The sequence below is a fragment of the Paracoccus sp. UBA5162 genome, from assembly GCF_002413585.1.
GTDB lineage: Bacteria > Pseudomonadota > Alphaproteobacteria > Rhodobacterales > Rhodobacteraceae > Paracoccus.
On the sequence record NZ_DHXG01000026.1, the window covers coordinates 1 to 14,559 of the forward strand.

15 protein-coding genes and 1 tRNA gene are annotated in these 14,559 nt (G+C 66.1%); 8 read left to right on the forward strand and 8 right to left on the reverse strand.

Features of this window, described 5'->3' with window-relative positions; translation table 11 throughout:
- The 4 genes from recG to B4A72_RS03385 all read right to left on the reverse strand — a co-directional run.
- The coding region (recG, locus tag B4A72_RS03370; RefSeq protein ID WP_292978087.1) for an ATP-dependent DNA helicase RecG at positions 1–2,085 on the reverse strand (2,085 nt) is incomplete at its 3' end.
- Positions 2,082–4,283, reverse strand: a complete 2,202-nt coding sequence (ligA, locus tag B4A72_RS03375) for an NAD-dependent DNA ligase LigA (RefSeq protein WP_292957077.1) — start codon at positions 4,281–4,283, stop codon at positions 2,082–2,084. The genes recG and ligA, both read right to left, overlap by 4 nt.
- Before the next feature lie 157 nt (positions 4,284–4,440).
- Positions 4,441–5,151 carry a response regulator transcription factor CtrA gene (gene ctrA, locus B4A72_RS03380; protein ID WP_292957080.1) on the reverse strand — a complete coding sequence of 237 codons (711 nt, stop codon included), beginning with the start codon at positions 5,149–5,151 and terminating at the stop codon, positions 4,441–4,443.
- A gap of 98 nt (positions 5,152–5,249) precedes the next feature.
- On the reverse strand, positions 5,250–5,630 hold the full coding sequence (locus B4A72_RS03385; RefSeq protein ID WP_414692142.1) for a DUF1153 domain-containing protein: 381 nt from the start codon (positions 5,628–5,630) through the stop codon (positions 5,250–5,252).
- 41 nt (positions 5,631–5,671) lie between these two features.
- Here B4A72_RS03385 and mnmA point away from each other — a divergent pair, with 41 nt between their 5' ends.
- Complete coding sequence (gene mnmA, locus B4A72_RS03390; protein ID WP_292953700.1) at positions 5,672–6,844, forward strand: tRNA 2-thiouridine(34) synthase MnmA; 1,173 nt, start codon at positions 5,672–5,674, stop codon at positions 6,842–6,844.
- Here the strand turns inward: mnmA and B4A72_RS03395 are convergent.
- Complete coding sequence (locus B4A72_RS03395) at positions 6,816–7,226, reverse strand: SufE family protein (RefSeq protein WP_292953697.1); 411 nt, start codon at positions 7,224–7,226, stop codon at positions 6,816–6,818. The two genes, mnmA and B4A72_RS03395, sit on opposite strands and share 29 nt — an antisense overlap.
- Before the next feature lie 124 nt (positions 7,227–7,350).
- Between B4A72_RS03395 and B4A72_RS03400 the strand changes: the two genes are divergently transcribed.
- Both B4A72_RS03400 and B4A72_RS03405 read left to right on the forward strand, forming a co-directional pair.
- Positions 7,351–7,860 (forward strand): hypothetical protein, encoded by a 510-nt coding sequence (locus tag B4A72_RS03400; RefSeq protein ID WP_292978088.1) that lies wholly within the window; start codon positions 7,351–7,353, stop codon positions 7,858–7,860.
- Positions 7,861–7,904: 44 nt separating this feature from the next.
- Positions 7,905–7,994, forward strand: a tRNA-Ser gene (locus tag B4A72_RS03405).
- A gap of 108 nt (positions 7,995–8,102) precedes the next feature.
- On the opposite strand, the gene B4A72_RS03410 is transcribed toward B4A72_RS03405, so the two are convergent.
- Positions 8,103–8,555: an Hsp20 family protein gene (locus tag B4A72_RS03410; RefSeq protein ID WP_292953691.1), complete on the reverse strand. Its 453-nt coding sequence runs from the start codon at positions 8,553–8,555 to the stop codon at positions 8,103–8,105.
- Between the two features lie 266 nt (positions 8,556–8,821).
- Here B4A72_RS03410 and B4A72_RS03415 point away from each other — a divergent pair, with 266 nt between their 5' ends.
- A complete protein-coding gene (locus B4A72_RS03415; protein WP_292978089.1) occupies positions 8,822–9,583 on the forward strand; it encodes a DUF599 domain-containing protein in 762 nt (253 codons plus the stop codon).
- On the opposite strand, the gene B4A72_RS03420 is transcribed toward B4A72_RS03415, so the two are convergent.
- Together B4A72_RS03420 and B4A72_RS03425 are read right to left on the reverse strand one after the other, a co-directional pair.
- Complete coding sequence (locus B4A72_RS03420; protein WP_292978090.1) at positions 9,501–10,688, reverse strand: MFS transporter; 1,188 nt, start codon at positions 10,686–10,688, stop codon at positions 9,501–9,503. The two genes, B4A72_RS03415 and B4A72_RS03420, sit on opposite strands and share 83 nt — an antisense overlap.
- Positions 10,689–10,782: 94 nt before the next feature.
- Complete coding sequence (locus tag B4A72_RS03425) at positions 10,783–11,181, reverse strand: hypothetical protein (protein WP_292953682.1); 399 nt, start codon at positions 11,179–11,181, stop codon at positions 10,783–10,785.
- 54 nt (positions 11,182–11,235) lie between these two features.
- Between B4A72_RS03425 and B4A72_RS03430 the strand changes: the two genes are divergently transcribed.
- The 4 genes from B4A72_RS03430 to B4A72_RS03445 all read left to right on the forward strand — a co-directional run bounded on the left by B4A72_RS03430 (position 11,236) and on the right by B4A72_RS03445 (position 14,535).
- Positions 11,236–12,024: an alpha/beta fold hydrolase gene (locus tag B4A72_RS03430; RefSeq protein WP_292953679.1), complete on the forward strand. Its 789-nt coding sequence runs from the start codon at positions 11,236–11,238 to the stop codon at positions 12,022–12,024.
- 342 nt (positions 12,025–12,366) lie between these two features.
- Positions 12,367–12,924: an ATP-dependent protease subunit HslV gene (gene hslV / locus B4A72_RS03435; RefSeq protein ID WP_292953676.1), complete on the forward strand. Its 558-nt coding sequence runs from the start codon at positions 12,367–12,369 to the stop codon at positions 12,922–12,924.
- A gap of 70 nt (positions 12,925–12,994) precedes the next feature.
- Positions 12,995–14,302, forward strand: a complete 1,308-nt coding sequence (gene hslU, locus B4A72_RS03440; protein ID WP_292978091.1) for an ATP-dependent protease ATPase subunit HslU — start codon at positions 12,995–12,997, stop codon at positions 14,300–14,302.
- Between the two features lie 53 nt (positions 14,303–14,355).
- On the forward strand, positions 14,356–14,535 hold the full coding sequence (locus B4A72_RS03445) for a PLDc N-terminal domain-containing protein (RefSeq protein WP_292978092.1): 180 nt from the start codon (positions 14,356–14,358) through the stop codon (positions 14,533–14,535).
- Positions 14,536–14,559: the final 24 nt, after the last annotated feature.

Below are 14,559 nucleotides of genomic sequence, written 5' to 3' on the forward strand. Positions count from 1 at the left end.
GATCAGCCGGATCGATTCTTCCTGGCTCATCAGCCACATCAGCATCCGGATCGCGCGGCCGCGCGGACTGTCGAGACCGGGGTCGCGTTCAAGCGTTGCCCGGGCATCCTGTCGCGCCACCGCCATCAACCCGGCCTGATGTTCCAGATCGGCAATGCGGAAACGCGGCAGACCGGATTGCGCGGTGCCGATCACATCGCCCGCGCCCCGCATTTCCAGATCCACCTCGGCGATGCGGAATCCGTCCTCGGTATCGCGCAGGGTGGTCAGACGCCGGGCGCCGGTCTCGTTCAGGGGCGCGTGATAGATCAGCAGGCAGGTCGAGGCCCCCTGCCCGCGCCCGACGCGCCCGCGCAATTGGTGCAGTTGCGCCAGTCCAAAGCTTTCGGCGCGCTCGATCACCATGATCGTGGCCTCCGGCACATCCACGCCGACCTCGATCACGGTTGTGGCGACCAGGATCCGCGCCCGCCCGGCGGCGAAATCCGCCATCGCGGCATCGCGCTGATCGCCCGGCATCTGCCCGTGGACCAGCCGCACCTGATCGCCGAACTGCGTTCGAAGCGACTGAAACCGCGCCTCGGCCGCCGTCAGATCGCTGACCTCGCTTTCATCCACCAGCGGGCAGACCCAATAGGCGCGCGCGCCCTGTTCCAAAGCCTTTCGCAGGCGTGCCGTCACCTCGTCCAACCGCTGGTCACCGATCATCACGGTCGTGATCGGCTGGCGTCCCGGCGGCTTTTCATCCAGCACCGACAGATCCAGATCGCCATATTGCGACAAAGCCAGCGAACGCGGAATCGGTGTTGCGGTCATGATCAGCATGTCGGGCGGCGCTTCGCCCTTGGCGGAAAGCTGCAATCTCTGGGCCACGCCGAAACGGTGCTGTTCGTCGATGATGGCCAGCCGCAGGTCGTGAAAATGCACATCCTTCTGAAAGACCGCATGGGTGCCTACAAGAATGTCGATCTGCCCCTGGCCCAGATCGTCCAGCAACTGCGCCCGCGATTCTCCCTTGTCGCGGCCGGTCAGGGCGGCCAGCCGCACCCCGGCCGCGCGCGCCAGCGGTTCCAGAGCGCGGGCGTGCTGGCGGGCGAGAATCTCGGTCGGGGCCATCAGCACGGCCTGCCCGCCCGCCTCGACCGCGATCAGGGCGGACAGGATCGCGACCAGCGTCTTGCCTGCGCCGACATCGCCCTGCAGCAGCCGGTTCATGCGCCGGTCCGACGCCATGTCTGCGGCAATCTCGTCCACGGCACGGATCTGGGCACCGGTCGGCGGCCAGGGCAGGTTGGCCAGCACCGCGCCCCGCAGGCGACCGTCGCCCACGCTGGCCCGGCCCTTCAGCCGCCGCTTTTCGCGCCGGACCAGCGCCAGGGTCATCTGATGGGCGAAGAATTCGTCATAGGCCAGCCGCGCGCGCGCCGGATCGTCGGGCGACAGATCGCGCATATGCGCCGGCGCATGGGCCCGTTTCAGCGCCTCTGATAAGCCGGGCCAGCCGCGCCGCGCCAGGACCTGCGGATCGATCCATTCCTCAAGCTGCGGCAGGCGGATCATCGCGCCCTCGACCGCTTTGGCCATCATCTTCTGGGTCAGGCCGGCAGACAGCGGATAGACCGCCTCGAAGTCGGGCGGCGGCGGATGATCCTCGGTCAGAATGTGGTCGGGATGAACCATCTGGGCCAGGCCGTCGAACAATTCCAGCTTGCCACTGATCATGCGGCGCGCGCCGGTCGGCAACCGGCTTTCGATCCATTCGCGTCGCGGATGGAAAAAGACCAGCGTCAGATCGCCCACGCCGTCACTGCAATGAACCCGCCACGGGCGCCCGCGCACGGTGGGCGGGTGGTGGCGGCCGATCGTCACGGTGACGGTGACGATCTCGGGCGGGCGCGCATCCGCCAGCCGGTCGATGCGGCGGCGGGTGACGCCGCTGTGAGGCAACGTCAGGATCAGGTCGCGCGGCCGCTCGATCCCCATCTGTTCAAGTCCCGCCCGGCCTTTCGGGCCGATGCCCGGCAACGTGTCGATGGCCGCGAACAGCGGAAACAGTGCCGGCGGGCGGCCCCCGGGCTGGCTCATCCCGCCCCCGCGATGCGCAGCCATTCATCCTCGTCGATGACCTTCACGCCCAGTTCGGCGGCTTTTGTTGCCTTGGAGCCCGCACCGGGACCGGCAATCAGCAGATCGGTCCTGGCGCTGACCGAGCCTGCGACCTTGGCGCCCATCGCCTCGGCCCGGGCCTTGGCCTCGGCGCGTGTCATCCGTTCCAGCGTGCCGGTGAAGACCAGGGTCTTGCCGCTGACCGGACTGCCTTCGTCGACTTCCGTATCGTCGGGCTTCACCTTCAGTTGCGCGATCAACCGGTTGATGCTCGCGCGTTCGGCGTCCTGCCGGAAGGTCGTGACCAGCGATTGCACCAGAACCGACCCTATGCCGTCGATGCCGGTCAGTTCTGCCCAGTTGGGACTGCGGTCCATCGCCGCCTTGCGGGCCTTGTCATCGGGGGCCGCGAAGGCGGGTTCCTGCGCCGCGCCGTCGATCGCCGAAACCAGCCGGCCCCAGGTGCCGAAATGGCGCGCAAGCGTGGCCGAGGCGACCTCGCCCACATGCCGGACGCCAAGAGCGAATATAAGCCTTTTCAATGCGATGTCGCGACGATCCTCGATAGCGGCGAACAGCTTTTCGACCGATCTGTCGCCAAACCCTTCGCGGTTCTTCAGCTTCGACAGGTTCCGGGCGTCGCGGGCGGCCAGGGTAAAGATATCGGCGGGTTCGCGGATCGGCAGGGCATCATCGGCGAAGAACATCTCGATCTGTTTGGCGCCCAGCCCGTCGATGTCGAAGGCGGCGCGGCCGACGAAATGTTTCAGCTTCTCGACCGCCTGGGCCGGGCAGATCAGTCCGCCCGTGCAGCGGCGCACCGAATCGCCCGGCTCGCGGATCGCATCCGATCCGCATTCCGGGCAAAGCGACGGAAATTCATAGGGCGCGCTGCCCTTGGGCCGGCGCGACAGATCCACATCGGCGATCTTCGGAATCACGTCGCCCGCGCGATAGACCTTGACCCAATCGCCCTCGCGAATGTCGCGCCCCTCGCGGATCGGCGCGCCGCTGCTGTCGCGCCCGGCGATGTAATCCTCGTTGTGCAGGGTCGCGTTCGAGACGACGACCCCGCCGACCGTCACCGGCTCGAGCCGCGCGACGGGGGACAGGGCGCCGGTGCGGCCGACCTGAATCTCGATGCGATCAAGGCGAGTCCAGGCGGTTTCGGCAGGGAATTTGTGCGCCAGAGCCCATCGCGGCGTGGTCGAACGAAAACCCAGCCGGGCCTGATAGGCCAGGTCGTTCACCTTGTAGACCACCCCATCGATGTCATATCCCAGTGTCGCGCGCTGTTGTTCGATCCGCGACCAGACGGCGATCATGGACTCGAGATCGTCGCACAGCGTCATCAGCGGGTTGGTCTGAAAGCCCAGTCCCGCCAGCCGGCCCACCGCATCCATCTGGCTGTCGGCCAGAGGCGCCGAGACCGCGCCCCAGCCATAGGCAAAGTAGCGCAGCGGTCGCGACGCTGTCACAGCCGGATCGATCTGGCGCAAAGAGCCGGCAGCAGCATTGCGCGGATTGGCGAAGACGCGGCCGCCGTCCTGAGCGTTCAGACGGGCGAAATCCGCGTGACTCATGTAGACCTCGCCGCGGACCTCCAGGATCTCGGGCGCGCCTTTCAGGATTGTGGGAATGTCCGAAATCGTCCGGGCATTGGCGGTGACGTTCTCGCCGACGGCGCCGTCGCCGCGCGTGGCGGCCTGGACCAGGCGGCCCCTTTCATAGCGCAGCGACAGCGACAATCCGTCGATCTTGGGTTCCGCGGCGATCTTCAGCGGCGCTTCCTCGGACAGGTTCAGAAAGCCGCGGATTCGGGCCACGAAATCGGCGACCTCGGCCCTTGAGAAGGCATTGGCCAGCGACATCATCCGCTGGGCATGGACAACCTTGCCGAATCCCTCGGCCGGTTTCGCGCCGACCTTGCCGGTCGGACTGTCAGGATGGGCGAGATCCGGAAAAGCCTGTTCCAGCGCGGCCAGCCGCTGTTTCAGCGAATCGTAATCCGCGTCGGAGATCCGCGGCGCATCCCTGGTATGATAGTCTTCGTTCGCCCGCGCGATCCGAGCCGAGAGATCGGCGATCTCGTCAGCCGCCTGCTGCTGGTCAAGTTCGACGATCCGGCTTCGCGGCGATCGCGTCCGGACATGCTTGGAATCGCTTTCTTCCGTCATGCATCGCACCTGCCTGAAGGGGGATCAATGTGCTGTCCGCCCCTTCTATACGACGCCAGGGCGGCTGCTAAAAGCCGCGGTCGTCGCTGCCGTCGGCAGGAAGACGAGACAGCCGGGCCGCCGCCGCGACCCGGCTGTCTCTTGGCTGATCCGTCATTCAGGCGCCGATCGCCAGCCGCTCTTCGTTGGCGGGACCGGGATCGCGCAGCACATAGCCGCGCCCCCAGACCGTCTCGATGTGATTTTCGCCGCCCAGTGCCTCGGACAGTTTCTTGCGCAACTTGCAGATGAAGACGTCGATGATCTTCAGTTCGGGCTCGTCCATGCCGCCATAGAGATGGTTCAGGAACATTTCCTTGGTCAGCGTCGTGCCCTTTCGCAGGCTCAGCAGTTCGAGGATCTGGTATTCCTTGCCGGTCAGGTTGACCGAGCGGCCCCTGACCTCGACCGAGCGCGCGTCCAGATTGACCACGATCTCGCCGGTCTGGATGATCGCCTGGCTATGACCCTTGGAGCGGCGGATGATCGCCTGGATACGGGCCTGCAATTCCTCGCGGTTGAAGGGCTTCGTCATGTAGTCGTCGGCGCCGAAGCCAAAGCCGCGCAGCTTGCTTTCGGTGTCGTCGGACCCGGTCAGGATCAGGATCGGCGTGTCGATCCGCGCCAGCCGCAGATGACGCAGAACCTCCATCCCGTGCATGTCCGGCAGATCCAGATCCAGCAGGATCAGGTCATAGTCGTAAAGCTTGGCCAGATCGATGCCTTCCTCACCCATATCGGTGCGGAACACGTTGAAGCTGGCCGCCGTCAGCATCAGTTCGATCGCCTTCGCGGTGTTGGGATCGTCCTCTACCAGTAGAATGCGCATGGCCTGAATTGTCCCCGATTGTTCTTGGTCCCTGGCCGACCATCCGGCGACAAGGTTAATATCCCGTTACTTAAACCCAGAAAAACGCATTACGCAACCTAAGGTTGTCTAAAGCGCTGCAAGGCAGTGACTTTCAGCGCGGCGCGGCCGTGGGTTTCAACCGCCTTGCGCCAGGCCTCGAATTCTTCTTCGGACAGGCCATAGCGGCGCAATGCATCCTCGCGCGTGATCAGGCCATGGCGCACGGCTGCAACGACGGTTTCCTTGCGGCTGGCGACCCAGCGGGTTTCGGGCGGCGGCAGATCCGCCACCGTCAGGATGGCGCCATCCGGCAATGTCACGGTGCGGGGGCCTTCGGTCTTTTTCACGAACATTCCACGGTCCTTAAATCGCGTCTGCCAACCATGATCCAAAGATTTTAAGCCACGGTTATTCCGCGGCGGCATTTCCTCGGGGTTCGCCTTGAGAATGCGGGGCATTTGCCTATATTTCGATGCAATCCGATATCCGGGATCATGCCATGACCGCCACCGACCTTGCCCCCGCACCTGCGCGGGCGTCAGACCTGAACAGCCTTGGCTTCGCCAAGCCCGCCGCACAGACGCGGGTGGTCGTGGCCATGTCGGGCGGCGTTGACAGTTCGGTCGTCGCGGCAAAGCTGAAATCCGAAGGCTACGATGTCATCGGCGTGACGCTGCAGCTTTACGATCACGGCGCGGCGCTGGCCAAGAAGGGTGCGTGCTGCGCGGGCCAGGACATCCACGATGCCCGCCGCGTGGCGGAACGGATGGGCTTTCCGCATTACGTGCTGGACTACGAGAACAGGTTCCGCGAATCGGTCATCGACGAATTCGCGGACGCCTATCTGGGCGGCGCGACGCCCGTGCCCTGCATCCGCTGCAACGAGCGGGTGAAATTCCGCGATCTGCTGGACACCGCCCGCGATCTGGACGCCGATTGCATGGCGACCGGCCACTACATCCAGCGCAAGCACGGCGCCGGCCGGGCCGAACTGCACATGGCCGCCGATATAAACCGCGATCAAAGCTATTTCCTGTTCTCGACCACGCAAGAGCAGCTTGATTTCCTTCGTTTTCCGCTGGGCCATCTGGAAAGCAAGGCGGAAACGCGCGCGCTGGCCGCCCGGTTCGGGCTGTCGGTCGCGGACAAGCCCGATTCGCAGGACATCTGCTTCGTTCCGAACGGCGACTATGCCGCGGTCATCGAAAAGCTGCGCCCCGGCGCGGCCGATCCGGGCGAGATCGTGGACATGGAAGGCACGGTTCTCGGCCGTCATCGCGGCGTGATCCATTACACGATCGGCCAGAGGCGCGGCCTTGGCATCGGTGGACTGGACGATCCACTCTATGTCGTGCGGCTGGAGCCCGAGACGCGGCGTGTCGTTGTCGGCCCGAAATCGGCGCTGGCCACCCGCATCGTGCCCGTCAGCGAGGTCAACTGGCTGGGCGATCAGCCCTTCACGGGCGAGATCCCGGTCATGGTGCGCATCCGGTCGACCCGGCCGCCGCGGCCGGCGATCCTGCGCCCGCGCGACGCCACCCGGGCCGAGGTCGAATTGCTGGATGCCGAGGAGGGCGTCAGCCCCGGACAGGCCTGCGTCTTCTATGCCCCCGACAGCACCCGCGTTCTGGGCGGCGGCTGGATCACGCTGCGGCGGCGGAAAGCTGCCTGATCCGCGCGACCATCGCCCGCAATCCGTTCGAGCGCTGCGAGGACAGATGCTCGTCCAGCCCCAGCCGGCCCAGTTCGGCCTGCGCGTCGATGGCGTCGATCTCGTTCACCGGAACCCCGGCATAAAGCGCGTGCAGCACTGCGATCAGCCCGCGCACGATCAGCGCGTCGCTGTCGCCCTGAAAGTCAAAGCGTCCGCCCTCGATCATCGGCATGATCCAGACCTGGCTGGCGCAGCCCTCGACCTTGGTCGCGGGCACCTGCAGCGCCGGGTCCATCGGCGGCATCGCCTTGCCCAATTCGATGACATGGCGATAGCGATCTTCCCAATCGTCGAGAAAGTCGAAGGTCTCGGCGATCTCTTCAAAGGCGGCGGTGGCCATGATGCGATCCTTTCGGCTGGCAATGCCGGGGTTAGCGCGCGCGGGCGGCAAGGTCAAAGAGGCTTTCATCGCGGTTTGCTTTCGCCTAGGATTTTGGCAAAGTGACATCGCCCGAGGGACCGCCATGACAAGATTGTCCGCCACGCTGCTGATCCCGGCCCTGTTTCTTTCTGGCTGCGGCGGCCGTTTCAGCGACAGCGGGCTGAACCCCTTCGGCTGGTTTTCGGGCGGCGGCAGCCGCCAGGCCGCCACGCTGGCTCCCGAGGGCGGATACGGGCAGAACGCCGATCAGCGGCCAGGCATTGCGCAGATCCTGTCGGCGGGCTGGCAGCCCCTGAACGAAGGGCGGCTGCTTGTCGTCACCGGCATGGCGCCGAGCAAGGGCTATTCCCAGGTCGCGCTGATCACCGCCCGTCCGCAGCCCTCGGGCCGAGCCGCGCCGGACGAAGATGGCATTCTTCGCCTGCGTCTCGTGGGCGTGCCTCCGCTTCCGGACAGCGCGCAGGCGACGATGGCGGCCGCTCCGGCGACCGACACCATCACCGCCGGACTCGCGCTGTCGAACATCCAGCTTGCCCGGATCCGCGCGGTCGAGATCTCCGGCGCGGCGAATGTCGTCCGGCTGAACCGCTAAGGCCGGTTGATCCCGCGCGCGCGGCAGTCTAATCCGCGCGGATCGGAAGCGTGGCCGAGTGGTTTAAGGCTCTGGTCTTGAAAACCAGCGTGCGGGAAACCGCACCGTGGGTTCGAATCCCACCGCTTCCGCCACTTTAGCAAAGATGCCGGACACCCATCGCCGATATCATGCCCGCCGACGGAGCGCGGCGGGCATGAACGGCCTGTCGGGGAAAAGACAGGCTGCGGGGTTCGGCGCGGTCAGGCGTCGAGCTTCTCGACCTTGGGCGCCGATTTGGCGATCTCGATCCGGCGCGGTTTCAGCGCCTCGGGCACTTCCCGGACCAAATCGATATGCAGCATTCCGTCGGCATGGCTGGCGCCATCGACACGGACGTGATCGGCCAGGGTGAACTTGCGCTCGAACGCGCGGGTCGCGATGCCGCGGTGCAGATAGGACCGGCCGTCATCCTCTTCGGCCTTCCGGGCCGAGACGATCACGGCGCCGTCACGAACCTCGACCGACAGATCATCGGCGGCAAAACCCGCCACAGCGATCGAGATTCGATAGGCATCCTCGCCGGTCTTCTCGATGTTGTAGGGCGGATAGGTCGGGGCCGCGACATCGGCGGACAGGGTTCGATCCATCACGTCCGCCAGACGGTCAAAGCCGACCGAGGCACGATAGAGCGGGGTCAGATCAAAATTGCGCATGGGTTACATCCTTTCATAAGCGATGCGGTCTAAGGCCCCCCGGTTTCCGGGCGGGCGTCCTGCCGGCGCCATTCAAGGCCGCCGGACAGAATAGATCTAGGGAACCGAAAGCAGCCTTCAAGACCCGGCGCAACCGATCGTGAAGGCCCGCGCCCGCCGCCGTTTGCCGGGTGCTGTCGCCGCCTGCGCCGACCTGCCGGATACCGCATCGGCGCGGCGTGCGAACAGGGCTTTCAAGGCGCGACCCGGCAGCCTAAACCAGGCTCATGCAGTTCGACATGACCTTCGCCACGCGTTTCGATCCCGCCGATCTGGCGGCGGTGCTGGCTCTGTTCGCCGCCTGGTGGGGCATCGGCTGGATGACCGAGCGACCGCCGGCCGGCAAGCCCTCGGTCTCGGTGCTGATGACGCGGTTCCGGCGCGAATGGATGCTGCACTTCCTGACCAGGGAACCACGCATCTTCGACGGCAATATCCTGGCCAGCCTGCGCGAGGGCACGGCCTTCTTCGCATCCGCCTGCATGATCGCGACCGGTGGAATCCTGGCGCTGATCGGCAATACCGACCCGTTGCGCGGTCTGGCCCGCGAATTCGATCTGGATCGCGGCCTGACCATCCTGTGGGAGGTCAAGCTGCTGGTGACGATGTTCTTCGTCGTCAACGCCTTCCTGAAATTCGTCTGGGCGCACCGGCTGTTCGGCTATTGCGCGATCATGATGGCAGCGGTGCCCAACGATCCGGCCGATCCGGCGGCGCGGGATCGCGCCATGCAGGCGGCGGACCTGAACATCACCGCCGCCCGCAGCTTCAATGCCGGGCTGCGCAGCGTCTATTTCGCCCTCGGCTCACTGAGCTGGCTGGCCGGGCCCTGGGCGCTGCTGGCCGGCGTGGCGGTCGTGCTGTTCGTGACCTGGCGGCGCGAATTCGCCTCGACCTCGCGGCAGGTCATCCTGCGCAATCTGCCACCGCCGCGGAGACCCGGTCCTGTCGCAAAGCCAGCATCAGAACCACCGCACCCGCAGCCGTAAGCGCGATTCCCACCAGACCGGGCGCGCGCCAGCCCCATCCTGCGGTCAGCGCCAGACCGGCCAGGAAAGGCCCAAGCGCGTTGGCGGCGTTGAACGCCGCGTGGTTCATCGCCGCGGCCATGTTCTGCGCCCGGCCCGCCACGTCCATCAGCCGCGTCTGCAGCGGGATCACCAGTCCCGCCCCCGCCGCCAGCAGAAAGCTGGAAACGACCATCAGCACCCAGTTTCCCACGGCCAGCGCGGCGAAGCCCTGCGTCACCGCCATCGCGGCAAGGCTGACATAGGCGGCGCGGGCCGTGCCCAGCCGCTCGGTCACGCGCCCGGCGAACCACGTGCCCAGTGTCCCGCCCAGGCCGAAGACCGCCAGCGCCAGCGGGATGGCCCAGCCCGGACCGTCGCTGGTGGCAAGGATCGCGGCCGTCAGGTAGGAATAGACCGCAAACAGCCCGCCAAAGCCGATCGCGCCCACGGCGAGGGTCCACAGCACGCGCGGATTGCGCAGGGCCTGCAATTCGTCCAGCGGGCGGGCATCGGGATCGCCGCCGACGCGCGGCGCCAGTCTGAGGATCGCCCAGGCCGAGATCAGCGCGATCAGGCCCGGCAGCGCAAAACCCCATCGCCAGCCGATCCCCTGCCCCATCGCGCCGGCCAGGGGAACGCCAAAGATATTCGCGATCGTCAGGCCCATCAACACCTGCGCAGCCCCTCGCGCGCGTTGTCCGGCCGGCAAGGCATCGGCGGCATAAAGCATCGCGACGCCCAGGAATCCGCCATGCGGCAGACCGGCCAGAAACCGCATCACGGTCAGCGCCGCCAGCCCCGGCAGTGCCGCGGCCAGAAGGTTCATGATCCCGTAAAAGGCGATCAGCGCCGCCAGATAGCGCCGGCGCGGCAGTTTGGCGCCCATGATCGAGGTCAGCGGCGCGCCGATCACGACGCCAAGCGCATAGGCGCTGATGACATGGCCCGCCTGCGGGTCGGTAATGCCCAGATCGGCAGCGAAATAGGGCAAAAGCCCCATCGCGGCGAATTCGGACGTGCCGATGGCAAAGGCGCCGATGGCCAGCGCCAGAATCGCGTTCCGGAATTCTCGGTTCTCGGGCATCATTGTCTCTCGCACATGTCGGAGCCAAGATCATGCTGCGGCGCAGCATTGACAACCCCCTGTTCCTGCAAGCCGGGTTGCACGATGTGCAAGGCTAAAGCCTGCCGCGCCACACCAGAAGCCAGACGATCGCCGCGCCCAGAACCAGCAGTCCGAAGGCGACCGAGGCCGCAAAGCTGATCGCGCGGCCCTGCCAACGGTTGAACTGGCCCAGAGGCTGCAAGTGGGCGATCAACAAGTCGCGGTCGCGGCTGAGCCCGGCCAGATCCATCTGCCGGGCGACCTTGGGCTGACGCGCCAGCGTTTCGGCGCGCGCCAGCCGGGCGCCGGCCTTGCGCAGCCTTCGCGGCAGGGCGCCGCCGCGGCGGCGCAGCATGATCCGCAGCGGTGGCCGTTCGCCCCGCCTGGCGCCACCGAACCGGGCCGCGATCATGTGCGAAACCTCTGCAGCCATGTCGCCGATCTCTTCGAAACTCTGCGCATCCCGTGCCATGGCCACAGGCTACGCGGGATGGCGGGCGGGCGCCAGACGCCGTAGGCTGCCGACATGAAGCTGAATCACGTCTCGATCGGGCCCGAAGGCGGGCTTCCCATCCTTCTGGTTCACGGCCTGTTTGGTCAGGGCCGCAATCTGGGCGCTCTGGCCCGGCGGCTGGCCGAATCGCGACGGGTGGTGACGGCGGACCTGCGCAATCACGGCGACAGCCCGCAAGATCCCGATCACAGCTATGCGGCGATGGCAGGCGATCTGGCGGAGCTGATCGGAATTCTCGGCGGGCGCGCCGATCTGGTCGGTCATTCGATGGGCGGCAAGGCGTCGATGGCGCTGGCGCTGACGCGGCCGCAGATGGTGCGCAAGCTGGCGGTGATGGACATCGCTCCCATCGCCTATCGCCACGACCAGAGCCACCATATCGACGCCATGGAATCCCTGGACCTGCGCAATCTGAGACGCCGCAGCGACGCCGACCGGCTTCTGGCCGCGCTGGTAGACGAGCCGGGCACCCGCGCCTTTCTGCTGCAATCGCTGGATCTGAAGGCCGATCCGCCGGCATGGCGGCTGAACCTGCCTGCGCTGCGCGCGGCGATGGCCGACCTGGTGGGCTGGCCGGAGGACCTGCCGCAGGGGACCTTCGACGGGCCGGTCCTCGAAATCGCGGGGGCGCGGTCGGATTACCTCAGCAAGGCGGGGCAGAAGGCGCTGCGCGCCAGCTTTCCCCAGGCCCGCGTGGTCAAGGTCAAGGACGCAGGCCATTGGCTGCACGCCGACGCGCCCGATGCGGTGGCAGCGATCCTGTCCCAGTTTCTGGGAGCGGCCGAGATCTCCGAGACATAATCCGCACACCGACGCGGATTCCGGCGAGTTGGAGGGATTCGCGACCGTTGTCGTCGCGCGGGTCACGGCGCGGGGCAAGAACCTCGGTGGCCTGGAGATCTCTGAACGGGCACCCAGGGCCAAGGCGGTTTAGATTGACGCCAGGTTTCCGGCTCGGCCGCACACTGGAAGCCCGGATCCGCCGTCGCCCCTGAGAATGTGGATCCGGCCGGCGCCGGCGCGAAAAACCACCCTGCCCGCAGACCCGCGCAGCAGCCTGCCAGAGCCCTGCACGGGATGGAACGGCTTGCAGTCATCGGGGCGCCTTCATATCTGGGTCCGGACAGAAGACGGAGACTTCCGATGGCGGATGAGACATTTCCCGGCTGGCACGGCACCACCATCCTTGCGGTGCGGCGCGGCGGCAGGGTCGTGGTCGCGGGCGACGGTCAGGTCAGCGTGGGCCAGACGGTGATGAAAGGCAGCGCGCGCAAGGTGCGGCGGCTGGCGCCGGGCGGGCGCGACGTCGTGGCGGGCTTTGCCGGTTCGACCGCCGACGCCTTCACCCTGCTGGAACGGCTGGAGAAGAAGCTGGAATCCGCGCCCGGACAATTGCAACGCGCCTGCGTGGACCTGGCCAAGGATTGGCGCACCGACAAGTACCTGCGCAATCTCGAGGCGATGCTGATCGTGACCGATGGCGACCAGGTCTATGTCGTCACCGGCGCGGGCGATGTGCTGGAACCCGAACATGACGTGGCCGCCATCGGATCGGGCGGCAACTTCGCGCTGGCAGCGGCGCGGGGGCTGATGGAAACCGATCTCGATGCCGAGGCAGTCGCCCGCAAGGCGATGGCGATTGCGGCCGATATCTGCGTCTATACAAACGGAAACCTTACCGTCGAATTCCTGGAAGGGTAAGGCGGCGGCGCCCCATCGGCCCGTGTCGGGCCTCATCCCCGGGATATCTGACGACCAAAGCAGGCATGACATGACCGACCTGACACCGCGCGAGATCGTATCCGAGCTGGATCGCTTCATCATCGGACAGAAGGAGGCCAAGCGCGCCGTCTCTGTCGCGCTGCGCAACCGCTGGCGGCGCAAACAGCTGGGCGACGACCTGCGTGACGAGGTCTATCCCAAGAACATCCTGATGATCGGCCCCACCGGCGTCGGCAAGACCGAGATCAGCCGGCGGCTGGCCCGACTGGCCAATGCGCCCTTCATCAAGGTCGAGGCAACCAAGTTCACCGAAGTCGGCTATGTCGGTCGCGATGTGGAACAGATCGTCCGCGATCTGGCCGACGCGGCCATGATCGACACCCGCGAGCGGATGCGCGACGAGGTGAAGGCCAAGGCTCATGCCCTTGCCGAGGAGCGGGTGGTCGAGGCTTTGGCCGGCGAAAGCGCGCGCGACGGCACCCGGCAGATGTTTCGCGACAAGCTGAAGCGCGGCGAACTGGACGACACCATGATCGAGCTGGAATTGCAGGACAATTCCAACCCCCTGGGTGGCATGGAAATGCCCGGCCAACCGGGTCAGTCGCTGGGCGGAATGATGGATCTGTCCGGGCTGATGAAGGCGTTTGGCGGGCGCCGGGTTCGGCGCAGGGTGACGGTCGCGGAAAGTTATGAATTGCTGATCGCGGAAGAGGCGGACAAGCTGCTCGATGACGATGTGGTCAAGGCCGCCGCGCTGGAATCGGTGCAGGAAAACGGCATCGTCTTCATTGACGAGATCGACAAGGTTTGTGCGCGGGCGGATGCGCGCGGCGGCGATGTCAGCCGCGAGGGCGTGCAGCGCGACCTGCTGCCGCTGATCGAGGGCACGACCGTCAGCACGAAATACGGCGCGGTCAGGACCGATCATATCCTGTTCATCGCCTCGGGCGCGTTCCACGTGGCCAAACCCAGCGACCTGCTGCCCGAATTGCAGGGCCGCCTGCCGATCCGGGTCGAGTTGCGGGCGCTGACGGAAGAGGATTTCATCCGGATCCTGACCGAAACCGACAACGCGCTGACGCGGCAGTACACCGCCCTGATGGCCACCGAGGGCGTCGATGTGACCTTTGCCGATAACGGCATCGCGGCTCTTGCCCGGATCGCGGCCGAGGTGAACAGCGCGGTCGAGAATATCGGCGCGCGGCGTCTTTACACGGTGATCGAACGGGTCTTCGAGGATCTGTCATTCGAGGCGCCGGACCAGAAGGGTCAGTCCGTCAGCGTGGATGCCGACTACGTCGAGAAGCGTCTGGGCGATCTGTCCCGGTCGACCGATCTGTCGCGCTACGTCCTGTAGGGAACCCCGCGGCGGCCGGCGGGGTTGGCCATCAGGCAACAGGAGAAACAGCCATGGAATATCTGTTCGGCATTGTCATTCTGGTTCTGGATATCTGGGCAATCGCGCAGGTGATCAATACCAATGAAGGCACCGGCACCAAGTTGCTGTGGATCCTGCTGATCGCGATCCTGCCCATCCTGGGTCTGATCATCTGGTATTTCGCCGGTCCGAAATCGAATCTGAAGATCTGAGCCTTCGGTCACCTCGCCTTTCGG

Excerpts from the sequence above, each read along its gene's own strand:
- B4A72_RS03430 (WP_292953679.1), top strand. The coding sequence starts at position 11,236 with ATGAAGCTGAATCACGTCTCGATCGGGCCCGAAGGCGGGCTTCCCATC.
- B4A72_RS03415 (WP_292978089.1), top strand. The coding sequence starts at position 8,822 with ATGCAGTTCGACATGACCTTCGCCACGCGTTTCGATCCCGCCGATCTG.
- B4A72_RS03400 (WP_292978088.1), top strand. The coding sequence starts at position 7,351 with ATGACAAGATTGTCCGCCACGCTGCTGATCCCGGCCCTGTTTCTTTCT.
- hslU (WP_292978091.1), top strand. The coding sequence starts at position 12,995 with ATGACCGACCTGACACCGCGCGAGATCGTATCCGAGCTGGATCGCTTC.
- hslV (WP_292953676.1), top strand. The coding sequence starts at position 12,367 with ATGGCGGATGAGACATTTCCCGGCTGGCACGGCACCACCATCCTTGCG.
- ctrA (WP_292957080.1), bottom strand. The coding sequence starts at position 5,151 with ATGCGCATTCTACTGGTAGAGGACGATCCCAACACCGCGAAGGCGATC.
- B4A72_RS03395 (WP_292953697.1), bottom strand. The coding sequence starts at position 7,226 with ATGGCCACCGCCGCCTTTGAAGAGATCGCCGAGACCTTCGACTTTCTC.
- B4A72_RS03410 (WP_292953691.1), bottom strand. The coding sequence starts at position 8,555 with ATGCGCAATTTTGATCTGACCCCGCTCTATCGTGCCTCGGTCGGCTTT.
- B4A72_RS03385 (WP_414692142.1), bottom strand. The coding sequence starts at position 5,630 with ATGCCCCGCATTCTCAAGGCGAACCCCGAGGAAATGCCGCCGCGGAAT.
- mnmA (WP_292953700.1), top strand. The coding sequence starts at position 5,672 with ATGACCGCCACCGACCTTGCCCCCGCACCTGCGCGGGCGTCAGACCTG.
- B4A72_RS03445 (WP_292978092.1), top strand. The coding sequence starts at position 14,356 with ATGGAATATCTGTTCGGCATTGTCATTCTGGTTCTGGATATCTGGGCA.
- ligA (WP_292957077.1), bottom strand. The coding sequence starts at position 4,283 with ATGACGGAAGAAAGCGATTCCAAGCATGTCCGGACGCGATCGCCGCGA.
- B4A72_RS03420 (WP_292978090.1), bottom strand. The coding sequence starts at position 10,688 with ATGCCCGAGAACCGAGAATTCCGGAACGCGATTCTGGCGCTGGCCATC.
- B4A72_RS03425 (WP_292953682.1), bottom strand. The coding sequence starts at position 11,181 with ATGGCACGGGATGCGCAGAGTTTCGAAGAGATCGGCGACATGGCTGCA.